Genomic DNA, 11654 nt, shown 5'->3' with positions numbered 1-11654 from the left:
GCTTCGCCCGGATCGTGATTCAGCAAGTAGGCGATGGCTGTCCGGTTGGCGAGTCCTGGTTTTATCTGCATGTGCGGGTCTTCGGGATCACGGGGATTGACATTCTCAAGGACGTGGCTCCGCGCAAGTTCTTACAGCGAACCGTTACAGCGAGAATGCCCGCGTGTCAGAGCGGTTAAGTGGAACTTCTGCAACGCGCCGGGCTCTGACAACGGGGGCAAGGTACCCTGTTGCGCAAGCATGACCAGTAGGGCGCAGTGGAGGTGACGTTACTATCCGCTGTCTGAGCCTGGATCTTGCGCGCAGCGCTTTGCACGCAAATTAGGCGGCTTACGCGCAACACATTTTTGCGCTTACGGCTTGTAAGTTGCGCGTATATGCGGCTTAGTTGCGTATAAGGTTTTGCGCGCAATTAAGAGGACGATCGTGGTACGGCGCATTCAAGAAGAAGATTTGCAGGCAATCGAACTGGCCGTTGCCCTTCATTCCGAAGGGGCAATGGTGCAGCAGATCGCCGATGCACTGAAGAATGCGCCGCCGCGCCGCACATTGCAATATCGTCTCAAATCCCTCGTCGATGACGGCCGCCTGATCATGGAAGGCGAAGGCCGCGCGGCACGCTATTTTGTGCCGCAAATTGTAGAAGCTGCGGGCGAGGCGACGGCCAGGGCAGAAGCCCAAGCCGAAGGCGAAGCGCTCTTGCCTCTTTCCAAAGAAGGTGAAGGCATCCGCGCCTATGTCCGCAAGGCCGTCGAGGCCCGCAAGCCTGTCGGTTATAATCGCGCCTTTCTGGATTCGTACCGCCCCAATGAGAGCTTCTATCTCTCGGCGGCCGAACGGACGCATTTACGAGAAGTCGGCACCCCGAAAATCGCGGAGCAGCCTGCCGGTACATACGCCAGGCAAATCCTGAACAGGTTGTTGATTGACTTGTCCTGGAACTCAAGCCGTCTTGAGGGCAATACCTATTCGCTGCTTGATACCAAGCGCCTGATTGATTTTGGCGAAGAGGCGGAAGGGAAACAGCGACTCGAAGCGCAGATGATCCTCAATCACAAGGATGCGATCGAGTTTCTGATCGGCGAGGTCGATGAAATCGGCTTCAACCGCTATACGGTCCTCAACCTTCACGCCCTGCTTGCCAACAACCTGCTGGCAGACCCGCAGGCGGCGGGCAGCCTTCGCCATATCGGCGTCGGGATCGAGCGCTCGGTCTTTCATCCACTGGAGGTTCCCCAGCAGATCGAAGAGTGCTTTGACCAGATTCTCGCCACGGCCTCCGCGATCACCGATCCGTTCGAGCAGGCCTTTTTCGTGATGGTGCAGATTCCCTACTTGCAGCCCTTCGATGACGTGAACAAGCGGGTGTCGCGTCTGTCTGCAAACATGCCCCTGATCAAAAGCAATCTCGCGCCGCTCTCATTCGAAGGGGTGCCGCGCAAGGCTTACACCAACGCTGTGCTCGGAATTTACGAACTGAACAAAGTCGAATTGCTGAAGGACGTTTTCATCTGGGCCTATGAACGATCCGCCGATCGTTATGCTGCCGTCCAGCAATCACTCGGTGAGCCTGATCCCTTCCGGTTGCGACACCGCGAGGCACTGCGCGAAGTAATCCGTGCGGTGATCGGAGGTCGCATGGACAAGAAGCGAGCCACTGCGCACTTGAAGGGCTGGACGCACGAAAAGATCGACGAGGCCGAGCGCGAGCAATTCCGTGAGACCGCCGAAAACGAACTCCTGAGCCTCCATGAAGGCAATTTTGCACGGTATCAGGTCAGGCCGAGCGAGTTTGCAGCGTGGCGGGAGGCCTGGAATAGATGAAAACCTCTAGCAAATGGCTGGCTAACTCACGATGCCTTGCGCCGCAATTCGGTGGTGCATAATATCCAAGGCTAAACAGTCCAAATCTGCGAAGCGTGGTCGTGACCATATGAAACGTGGTCCGCAGAAGGCTGGTCGCGTCAATACGGCACATTGGGGAGCGATGAGCAGCGATTGACAGCGATATTGAGCGATGATAAATGCCGGATATCGTTGAAAACTATCAACCAAATCAACGTGCTAAACAAGCCTCTTTCGATAGAAACCAGCTCGAAGCGCCTGCGGCGGCGCTGTCGACCATCAGCATCTATGACAGACGTCAGCCAATCGCCAGAAAGAGGGCTACCCCAGCTGCGATCAGCGCCACTGCGCTTCCCCCTCCCACGATGAGCCCATGCTTCGGCGAACCGGTCAGTGCAGCCAAAAAGGACTTGGTCAACGTATTCGCTGTGACCGCCAGACCGATGCCGATTGCGGCAATTTGCGGATCGAGCGCGCCTTTGGACAGTCGGGACAAGGACAAGCTGATCGCATCCACATCGGCCAATCCGGAAATCGCCGACAGCCCGAAAATGCCGGCGGGACCGGAGAACTGCGCTGCAAGTTTCGAGATAAGCATGACCCCGGCGATAAGCCCGGCGAGCTTCAAGGCGGTCCCCAGCTCCAGCGGGCTTGTCATTGCGATTTGCGGTCGCTCCACATTGCGCTTGCCGGCTCGCAAAATAAGAATGGCGCCCAGGATGAAAACTGCGGAGCCCGATATGGCCAGCGGCAGCATGAGCAGGCCGAGCAGCGCCGGATTGGCGATGCCGACGACGACGATCACCCGTGCCATCATGACGGCACAGCTCATCAGCGTAGCCCCGGAAAGGAGCCAGCAGGCGTCCGGATGGGTCCTTGCCATCTTCGCGAAGGTCAGAGCGGCAGCGGTTGACGATGCCAGTCCGCCGGCGAGCGCGGATACGATCAGGCCGGCCCGCTCGCCGAAGATTCGGATCGCGAAATAGCCAAGAAACGAAACGGCGGCGAGGAGGATGGTGAAACGCCATATCTCGGTCGGATTGATCGCGTTCCATGGATCGATCGGCTTGTCAGGCAAGATGGGCGCAACAAGAGCGGTCATTACGACGAGGATGACGAATGCACGGATCTCCGGCCAAGTCAGCATTTTCAGCCACGCATGGAGGGGCTGTTTGAATGCGAGCATGGCCGTCGCCGCCGCTGCCGATGCAATTGCTACCGACATCTCGCCCAGAATTGCATAGGCCCCGAGCAGGAATGCCAAAAGTCCGGCAACAGTGCCGGTGACACTGAAGCCTTGTTCGGTCCGCGCTTCAAGATATTGGAACGCGGCAGTGATCAGTCCGAACGTCAGGAATGCAAAACTGAGAAAAATCGCTCCAGCGGTTGACGCGACAAGAGCACTGATACCTCCGAGCAAGCCCGAAAGGCCATAGGTTCTGAGACCTGCCGCGCGCTTTCCTTCAGGTACTTCGCGAAGGGTCCAGCCACGTTCGAGACCGAAGAGCAAGCCAATCGCAAGCGCGATGGCAAGGCGTTCAAACTGGCTATCGATGGGCATATCCTGGACCTTGTCGCTGCGACATCGCAATCAAGCGATCAGCCCCCGCCGGTCAGACAAGAGGCAATCTGACTTGCAGGACGTATGCGCAGCGGCGGCCTTACAAAAGGTTCGACCACATTCCCCTTCGTAAGCGGCGCCTGAGTCGGGTCGCCGCTCGACAGGCTTGAGGGGGCGAAGCTTTGTTTCTTGGAGCGTTGGCGTGAACCCCCTCCGGATCGCCAACGGGTAAGTCGACATTCCAAGGCTGTTGAAGTGCCCTTGATCGTTCTTGGCCTTGGCGTCTCGCTGAAGGTCAATTCGTCAGGGAAATGGCCACCGCGCGGTGCAGCTGCTCCGGCTGTGCGCGGCGGCTCAATGGAGGAAGCAATGTCGAACCGCAAGCCATCCAGGCAAATTCCATCAATCTACGGAATTTCACGTACACTCAAGAAGTGTAAGCCGGGTGCCGCCGTCGCGTCATTGATATGTTGGTGAAGCGTGCTCGCTTGGCCCGAATGGGAGCAGACGTTATGCCGAGATTGGCTGTTTCAGGAGTTGGCATCGTCTTCGCCCTGCTCATTTCAACCCTTGCCTATGTCCCCGCGGCGCGATCGCAAGCCGTCGCAGATGCCGGTTGGAGCACAGCCCTGGTGAGCAACCCTGCTGCCAATATCCCCGCAGCAAAGGTCGCGCCCGATCTTGAGATTGCCTATTCGGACTTCATCGATCGCATCGACAGGAACGACGTTCGCGAGGTCGTGATCTCCGACAGCATGGTCAAGGGTGTATTGGCTGATGGAAAGCGTTTCCAAACGACCGTCCCGCAGGATGCAGGCCTCATCCCGCGGTTGCTCGATCATCGCGTAAGAATAACCGCTGCCCGGAGCGACGTCGAGCCGATCTCCACTGGCTGGCTCAGCCTTTTGTTGCTGCCGGTGCTCTTGCTTGTGGCAATCGCGGGCTATGTGATCTGGTCCCAGAAGCGCCAGGCCAAGAGCGGAGGCGGCGTGTTCGGCATCGGACAAGCCCAAGCGAAACAGGTCGACGCCGATGCACCGCCCGTGACCTTCAAGGACGTCGCCGGCATCGATGAAGCAGAGTTCGAGCTAAGCGAAATCGTTGAATTTCTGAAGCGGCCGGAGAAGTTCCAGCGGCTCGGCGGAAAGATTCCCAAAGGTTGTCTGCTTACAGGGCCGCCCGGAACCGGAAAGACCCTGCTCGCTCGGGCGATGGCTGGAGAGGCGGGCGTGCCCTTTTTCTCGATGTCCGGGTCTGCGTTCGTAGAAATGTTCGTTGGGGTTGGAGCGCGCCGTGTGCGCGATCTGTTCGCCCAGGCGAAAAAGAGTGCGCCTTGCGTCGTTTTTATCGACGAGATCGATGCTGTCGGGCGTCATCGGAGCGCGGGCATGGGCGGCGGCAACGACGAGCGCGATCAGACGCTCAACCAGCTGCTGGTCGAAATGGACGGCTTCGACGGTGATCAGGGCGTTATCATCGTCGCTGCCACAAACCGCCCGGACGTTCTGGACCCGGCATTGCTTCGGCCCGGCCGCTTTGATCGTCAGGTGGTGGTACCCGCCCCCGACGTCGGCGGCCGCGAAAAAATTCTGCGTGTCCACTTGCGGCATGTTCCTCTGGCGCCGGATGTGGACCCGCGTATCATGGCGCGGGCGACCCCGGGCTTTTCCGGAGCGGACCTCGCCAACTTGGTCAACGAAGCCGCGCTGCTCGCGGCCCGATCCGGCGCCGAACGCGTCTCGAGGGCCGAGCTGGAGGCGGCGCGGGACAAGGTCCTGCTTGGCGCCGAGCGTCGCTCCCTGGCGATGACTGCCGATGAAATGCTCACGACCGCCTATCACGAAGCAGGTCACGCCTTGGTTGCGCTGCATGTCCCCGGCCATGACCCGCTCTACAAGGTGACGATCATTCCCCGTGGCCGCGCCCTTGGCGTTACGATGTCGCTACCGGAGCGCGACCGCTACGGCCTTGCTCGCATTGAATTGGAGGCGAAGATCGCCATGATGTTCGGCGGGCGCGTCGCCGAGGAATTGGCCTTCGGCAAGGACAGGATCACCACCGGCGCCAGTGACGACATCCGCCAGGCCACCATCCTTGCGCGGCGCATGGTCACCGAGTTCGGTTTCAGCGACCGGCTCGGTCCGCTGCGTTACAGCGACGGCGACCACGACACCTTCCTCGGCCGCGGCGGCAGCGCTCGGCTCAATGTTTCGGAAACCACTGCGAGTATCATCGATGAGGAGATCCGGCGCATCATCGAAGAGGGGGAATCGAGGGCGCGCAAACTGCTCACCGAACGTAGGGTCGAGCTTCAGCGCCTGGCAGAAGCTCTGATGGAGCATGAGACTCTGTCCGGCGAGGAAATCCGCGCGCTCCTGGCAATTCCGGCAGCCGGAGGCAGGTTCGAGCGCGTCAGGATCCTTGAAACCGCCCAAAACACAGTCCCTGACGGCTTGCTCGAATCCGCCAAAGGCTAAGCCGACCCCCAAGAGATCTTCGGTGCAGTGGGTTCGGTGCCGATGTTGGGGCCAGTGGTTTCGATACCGCTCAAATGGCTCGCCAAGGATTCCTTCAACTCGCCGTCCGATCTCGCACAGTCCTCGTAGATCTTCGTTTCCGCCGGCAACGACCGCCATCAATACCAGCTGACGCCGCTGTCATATCTGTTGATCCCCTTGAATGGTGCCTTGGTTTCGGGATCCTCTGGTGCCGACGTCAGGTTCACGCCAGTCGATGCGTGGAACATTGGGCACGCGAACGTGAAATTGTGTGGTGAATTCAGTCCGTGGTCCGCCCAGAGGCGGGAGCTGGGGACCAGTTCGCGCGTATGTCTTCGGGCAGGCAGCTTTGTACGTCTTTGATCTCGCCGCGCGAGACATGGCGACCGATGACTGTCAGTGCCGCCTCGACAGCACGCCTCGGGTGACGCAGCTTCGTCGGTGCGATGGCGGCCATTACCGCCTCCACAAACTCTATCATCGAGTGGAGACGCGTTGGATGAGACTGAAAGTGCCATCCCTCATAATAGATCCCGCGGATAAGGTTAGGCAGCTGCCCGCCGAATTGAACGGCTTCGGCAGGCGGCAAGCGGTCGCGTAGAACGTGAAGGACGGCACGTAGTAAAGCATAAGTGTGTTCCTGATCCACGTCGCCAAGTTCTGCTTCCAGATCTCCTAGCCAGAGGTGACCCTGCTGAACCGCATGGTCAAAATGCCGTGATCCTGTTGTCATTTCTTCACTCCTTCAAAAAGAGCAGTTCGCGGGCAAGAAGGGGCTTTCGCCCCTCGAACTGGGTTCGCGAGTTCGCGTCGACCGAGCTGAAACTCGCGTAGATTGCGGGATCAATTTTATCTGCAAAAGCCCTTATGCCAAGCAGCCGGCGTCGCTCTGTTCGGTCGAGGCCGCCACCCGGCGCCCCTCCTTGCGCATCGGGCAAGATCAACTCACCGACACGGCATTGAGCGCCGGCTGCGTCTGCCGACCTGCCATAGAGGCCGACTTGAGGTCCTTCTTCAGATGCTCGAGATCCGCAGGTCCGAGTGTCTCATGCGCGAGCAGAACTTTCGCGCTCCCTTCCAGCAGCGCCTGATTGCACTCGAGGATTTCGCGTGCGATGGCGAACGCCTGATCGATCAGCTTTCTGACGGCTTCGTCGATCGCTTCCGCAGTGCCATCGCCATAGGCCTTGGGACGCCAGACGGGGGTCTGGCCGACCAGGAAACTGCCTGTTTCGGGCTCATAGGCAACCTGGCCGAGTTCAGGCGCCATGCCAAACCTGACCACCATGCTTCGCGCGATATCGGTTGCGCGCTGCAGGTCATCGGCGGCGCCCGTCGACACATCGGAATAGATGAGGTCCTCCGCCGCTCTGCCCCCAAGCAGGGCGGCCATGCGGTTCATCAGTTCGCTCCGGTTTGCAAGGAACCTATCCTCGATCGGACGTTGTAGAGTGTAGCCGAGCGCGGCGATACCGCGCGGAATGATCGAGACTTTCTGCACGGGATCCGTTCCCGGCAAGCTCATCGCCACCAGCGCGTGGCCCATTTCGTGGTGGGCCACGGTTTCGCGCTCATGCGGGCTCAGCACCCGGCTTTTCTTCTCGATGCCGGCAACGACGCGTTCGAATGCCTGCGTGAAATCCTCCAGCGTCGTCGCCTCGGCACCACGGCGGGTAGCAAAAACCGCTGCCTCGTTCACGAGATTGGCGAGGTCGGCGCCGGTGAACCCGGGAGTCAGGCCCGCCACGGCTTCGACATCAAGGTCCGGCGCGGTGCGGATTTTGTGCAGATGTACGTTGAGGATTTCGATCCTCCCCTTGCGATCGGGACGGTCGACCAGAACCTGGCGATCGAAGCGGCCCGCACGCAGCAGCGCTGGGTCGAGAATCTCCGGCCGGTTGGTCGCGGCAAGCACGATGATGCCCGCGCTCGGGTCGAATCCGTCCATCTCCGCGAGCAACTGATTGAGTGTTTGCTCTTTCTCGTCATGCCCGGCCCCGGGCAAGTCGATGCCGCGCGCGCGGCCGAGTGAGTCGAGTTCGTCGATGAAGAGGATCGCCGGTGCCTGCTGCCGCGCCTGTGCGAACATGTCGCGGACCCGCGCCGCGCCGACGCCAACGAACATTTCGACGAATTCCGAGCCCGTGATCGAGAAGAAGGGCACATGCGCCTCGCCGGCGACGGCGCGCGCGAGCAGGGTCTTGCCGGTGCCTGGCGGTCCCACGAGCAGCACGCCCTTGGGAATGCGCGCGCCGAGCCGCCCATATGTCTCAGGATCGCGCAGGAAGCCGATGACCTCGGAAAGTTCCTGCTTGGCTTCATCGACGCCGGCCACGTCGGCGAACGTCGCTTTGACATTTTCTTCGGAGTAAACCTTCGCGCGGCTGCGCCCGATGCCCATCAAGCCGCCTTGTCCGCCCGACGCCATCGGTCGCAGCAGGAACATCCACGCCAGCACGAACAGCGCCGTTGGCAGGATCCACGACAGTAGACTTGAGAGAAACCCAGGCGGCGTCTCGCCGCGATAGACGATGCCGCGTTTCTGGAGCTCGTCTGCAATTCCCGGATCGACGCGTATCGTGGTAAAGTGCTGCTCCTGGGGCTTGCTCGCACCATTGGCGGCAGCCTTGTCACCGGAGCCCTTATCACCGGCGCCCTTGTATGCCCCGGTGATCGTCGTCGGCCCTATGACGACATCGGTGACGGCGTTCTTCTCGACGAGCGCGCGAAATTCGCTGAAGGGGATCGTTTTTACATGTCCCTGGCCCGCCCAGAAATCTTGAATGATCAGCACGACGAAGATGATTGCGATGAAGTAGGCGATGTCGAACTTGTTCAACCGCTTCTTCTTTTCGTCATTCATGGCCATGTCAGATCTCCCCTGGCTCCCAGCCCTGCGGCACTTCCCACCCCCTATCGCCACGCGAAGAAGTTGTAGAGCGGCCCGAAGATCAGCGCGACATACCAGCCCCAGGCGAAGCTTTCGCCAAGACCAAGGAAGAAAGTCCTCCAACTGAGCAACTCGAAGCCCGGAAGGAAGAGCGCTAGCGATGAATGGTTGATCGCCAAGCTTGGGAACAGAAGATATCCGATCACGCACAGGACATAGGAAATCACCAGGAACAGGCTCAGGCTGAGGCCGAACGTTACCACGGGAATCAGGGGATAGCGCGGGCCATGCAGATGAATGTCAGTTTTCGCCATATCACGCTCCATGCCGGTGAGGCATGCCGTCGCGCTCTACTGCGCCCGGCTTGCCCAGATAGGCCTGCGGATCGGCCTCGAACTTGTCCCGGCATGTCACGGAGCAGAAATAATAGACCATGCCTCGATGGACGGTACTCTTGGCGCCTGGCGTGGCGACCGTCATTCCGCACACAGGGTCAACCGCCATTGCTGGCTCGTTAAACCTGTCTTCGGTCTCGTTACGGCGGCGATGTTGGCCATGACGCCCGTGGCCCATGATATGGGCGCCGCAACCGAACCGCATGAACACGAAGAACAGCGCTGCCCAAAACAGCAGGTAGAGCACCGTTGACATGGCTATTGCTTCTTCATGCCGTCCATTGGCATGCTAGGCTTCATATCACCCATCGGCATTCCACGTCCCATATCGCAGCCGGGGACGAGCAACCCATCGGCCTTCTGCTTCTGTGCGTCGGACAGGCTGGCATAAAGTCCGGCTAATGCCGGCCTCAGCGTCCGGAGGGAGTTCTGCGCCTGTGTGAGCATGCGGTCGTGACGGTCAAGCCGCTCAAGCGGTGAGAGGTGTGCCGCGCCCTGAGGCATGGACATCATCTCGTCATGCATTCTGTCCATATTCGTCGCAATGGCGCGAAGGGCACTCGCGTAGGCATCCCAGACTCGCGATTGTGCCGGCGTGATTCCAAGCTCGCTGCGCATGGTCGTAATGCGCTCGTTGATGCGATCGGACATCTTCATGCCGCCGCCCATCATTCCGCACATCGGCATGGTCTGGCCACCCATCATGCCTTGCATCGGCATGTCGCGGCCGCCCATCATAGGATGTTGCCCTCCCATAGCGGGGGCGCCGCCCATAGGACCATCGGGCTTGCCGGCAGGTGCTGGGGAGGGGGTGGTAGCCGGCGCCTCGACTGGATGATGTCCCGCGTGCGCATCCTGAGCCTGCGCCACATGCGGCGAACCACTCGCAATCGCCAGTCCCAATGCCCAAGCGCTCACTCGTTTCATGCTGATGCTCATCACGGTCTCCTGTCAATTGATAGGCTTCGAGCGTTAGACGTTCCGAATCCCCATGGATTACAGCTGGGCATCGCCCTCCACGAAAAAGGGCCTATTGCCGCATCAGTCCTACCGGCGCAGCGGCCAGTCACCTGTCCGAAGCCGCCCTGATGCAAGATCGATTGTGGCTGTCGACAAGCGGGCCAACTCATCACCGACGATTGCAGAGATGGCGATGCGATAGTCTTCGGGATTGCCGCCCTTTGCGACACGGAGGCGGACGGATGCTGTCTGAGGCTCGGTCATTGGCCGGCCGATGGCGCTGACGAGCAGGCAATGGGCTTCATCTACCCCGTCCAGTCTGGCTACGCGGTCTGCGATCAGGCCAGCGGCGATATTGTAGAGCTTCCCGACGTGCGACACCGCATTCTTGCCCGAAACGGATTCCATCGTCATCGGGCGAAAGGGCGTGATAAGACCATTTACGCGATTGCCCCGGCCGGCCTGACCATCGTCACCGCTTTCAGCCGATGTACCGAGCACGGTCAGGTAAAGGCCCCCGGTGTCCGGATCGTCGGCGGTATTGACAGAGACCATCGCCCGCATCCCGTGCCTGGCAGCAATCCGGCTGACAGCGTCGGAAACCAACTCCTTTGCCTCAATGTAGGCCTGCAGATCGCCAATATGGCGATCAACGAACGCACAAGCGACGGTTATTCGAACCCGCTCCTCTTGCCGCAATGCCATGATTTTGATGTCGCGACCGATTTCGGGATGCGCGCCCGCAGCCATGCGCCCAAGCTCATGCTCAGCGGCAAGCGCCGTCGCTTCCAGCCGGCTGAGAGGCGCGAAGCCCACGCCGATCGAGGTATCATTGGCGAGAGCCGGTGCGCCGGCCGCATTGCGCTCGAACAGCACGTCCAAGTCGGCGGATCCGGGGCGGACGAGGCAATGCGTACGCAAGTGCGAACGCGGCTCCACCGCCGGAATGCATTGCTCGAACCACTTTTCCACGACCGCGCGAACGGTATCGTCAAGGGGAATGGTTTTGCCGCCACACTGGCTGACGGCGCGCCCTGCCAGATATATTTCCATCGGCTGCGTTACCCGGCCACCGCCAAATGCCGGTGTCGAACAGCCGCCCCAAAGCAGGGCCTTGTCGACGTTATAGTGCATGATCCGGCCGACCTCCGCGAGATAGAGGCGGGACAACTCCTCGCTCAGCGCTTCGGTCAGATGGTCGCAGATCGTGTCGGGGTGACCGAGGCCTTTGCGCTCGACGATCTCAATTGCGAGCGAATCACCGCTGGGTTCGGTCAATGGCGTGAGATCGATCTGCATGATGTCACCTCGATGCGAATTACGTGGCCTTGAAAGTTGCGCACCAGATACCGCTCCCTACGGGCTTGAACCCAGCCTGACGCAGCGTGTCCTCTACATATCCGCGCAAACGGCGTCTCAGCATTGCTGAGAGTCCGACTCAAAATTAATATTCATTGGATTCAAGCTCGTGCGATAAATCTGGCGGTTCGCCGGATTGAAGCGAT

At 60.1% G+C, this 11654-nt stretch carries 9 protein-coding genes; 2 read left to right on the top strand and 7 right to left on the bottom strand.

The window, feature by feature from the left end:
• Positions 1-426 precede the first annotated feature (426 nt).
• The gene (locus L3X40_RS03240; RefSeq protein ID WP_237364356.1) at positions 427-1824 is read left to right on the top strand and encodes a Fic family protein; all 1398 of its coding nucleotides are present in this window, start codon (positions 427-429) and stop codon (positions 1822-1824) included.
• A gap of 319 nt (positions 1825-2143) precedes the next feature.
• Here the strand turns inward: L3X40_RS03240 and L3X40_RS03235 are convergent, their stop codons facing one another.
• Positions 2144-3406 (bottom strand): MgtC/SapB family protein, encoded by a 1263-nt coding sequence (locus L3X40_RS03235; RefSeq protein WP_237364355.1) that lies wholly within the window; start codon positions 3404-3406, stop codon positions 2144-2146.
• A gap of 512 nt (positions 3407-3918) precedes the next feature.
• On the opposite strand from L3X40_RS03235, the gene ftsH (L3X40_RS03230) reads away from it, so the two are divergent.
• Positions 3919-5883 carry an ATP-dependent zinc metalloprotease FtsH gene (gene ftsH / locus L3X40_RS03230; RefSeq protein WP_272907916.1) on the top strand — a complete coding sequence of 655 codons (1965 nt, stop codon included), beginning with the start codon at positions 3919-3921 and terminating at the stop codon, positions 5881-5883.
• A gap of 301 nt (positions 5884-6184) precedes the next feature.
• Here ftsH (L3X40_RS03230) and L3X40_RS03225 read toward each other — a convergent pair whose 3' ends face one another.
• The 6 genes from L3X40_RS03225 to L3X40_RS03200 all read right to left on the bottom strand — a co-directional run bounded on the left by L3X40_RS03225 (position 6185) and on the right by L3X40_RS03200 (position 11448).
• Positions 6185-6637 carry a DUF2267 domain-containing protein gene (locus L3X40_RS03225; protein ID WP_237364354.1) on the bottom strand — a complete coding sequence of 151 codons (453 nt, stop codon included), beginning with the start codon at positions 6635-6637 and terminating at the stop codon, positions 6185-6187.
• A gap of 207 nt (positions 6638-6844) precedes the next feature.
• The gene (gene ftsH, locus L3X40_RS03220; protein ID WP_237364353.1) at positions 6845-8743 is read right to left on the bottom strand and encodes an ATP-dependent zinc metalloprotease FtsH; all 1899 of its coding nucleotides are present in this window, start codon (positions 8741-8743) and stop codon (positions 6845-6847) included.
• 74 nt (positions 8744-8817) lie between these two features.
• Positions 8818-9108: a DUF5676 family membrane protein gene (locus tag L3X40_RS03215; RefSeq protein WP_237364352.1), complete on the bottom strand. Its 291-nt coding sequence runs from the start codon at positions 9106-9108 to the stop codon at positions 8818-8820.
• 1 nt (position 9109) lies between these two features.
• Positions 9110-9445, bottom strand: a complete 336-nt coding sequence (locus tag L3X40_RS03210) for a YHS domain-containing protein (protein ID WP_237364351.1) — start codon at positions 9443-9445, stop codon at positions 9110-9112.
• A gap of 2 nt (positions 9446-9447) precedes the next feature.
• The gene (locus L3X40_RS03205; RefSeq protein ID WP_237364350.1) at positions 9448-10128 is read right to left on the bottom strand and encodes a Spy/CpxP family protein refolding chaperone; all 681 of its coding nucleotides are present in this window, start codon (positions 10126-10128) and stop codon (positions 9448-9450) included.
• Positions 10129-10236: 108 nt separating this feature from the next.
• The gene (locus tag L3X40_RS03200; RefSeq protein WP_237364349.1) at positions 10237-11448 is read right to left on the bottom strand and encodes a methionine adenosyltransferase; all 1212 of its coding nucleotides are present in this window, start codon (positions 11446-11448) and stop codon (positions 10237-10239) included.
• Positions 11449-11654 lie beyond the last annotated feature (206 nt).

This window comes from Rhizorhapis sp. SPR117, assembly GCF_021742065.1.
Note: the sequence above shows the minus strand (reverse complement) of the source record. Positions and strands in the feature narration are given on the sequence as shown.